At 73.7% G+C, this 563-nt stretch carries 1 pseudogene; it reads left to right on the top strand.

Features of this window, described 5'->3' with window-relative positions:
• Positions 1–563: pseudogene (locus AC27KI_RS26960) on the top strand (PepSY domain-containing protein); the annotation flags it as partial.

Below are 563 nucleotides of genomic sequence, written 5' to 3' on the forward strand. Positions count from 1 at the left end.
GCGGCCTGGGCCGGCCCCGGCGTGGCCGCGGATTACGAGGGCACGCTGCAGGAAGATGCGTTCACCCATTCGCGCGGGCTGGACACGCACCGGCCGCTGCACCGCGTGCGGCTGCACGATGCGGACGGCACCGTGCTCTACGTGTCCGGCACCACGGGCGAGGTGGTGCGCGATGCGCCGCGCACCGAGCGCCTGTGGGGCTACGTGGGCACGTGGATCCACTGGCTCTACCCGCTGCGCGGCAACGCGCTGCAGCCTTACTGGAGCGCCACGGTGAACACGCTCGCCGTGGCCGGCACGCTGGCGGCGCTGGCCGGCACCGTCGTGGGCCTGCAGCGCAGGCGCTTTCGCGGGCGCTACCGCAGCGGCGCGCGCACGCCCTACCCCACGCCCGCGATGCGCTGGCACCATGCGCTGGGACTGGTGTTTTCGGCGGCGACCATCGCGTGGATCTTCAGCGGCTTCATGTCGATGAACCCGTGGAAGCTGTTCGACAGCGGCGCGCCGCCGCTGAATCTGGCGGCGCTGCAGGGCGGGCCGCTGGCCGTGGGCCCGCCGCAGGG

The organism is Acidovorax sp. KPB24-03, assembly GCF_057546605.1.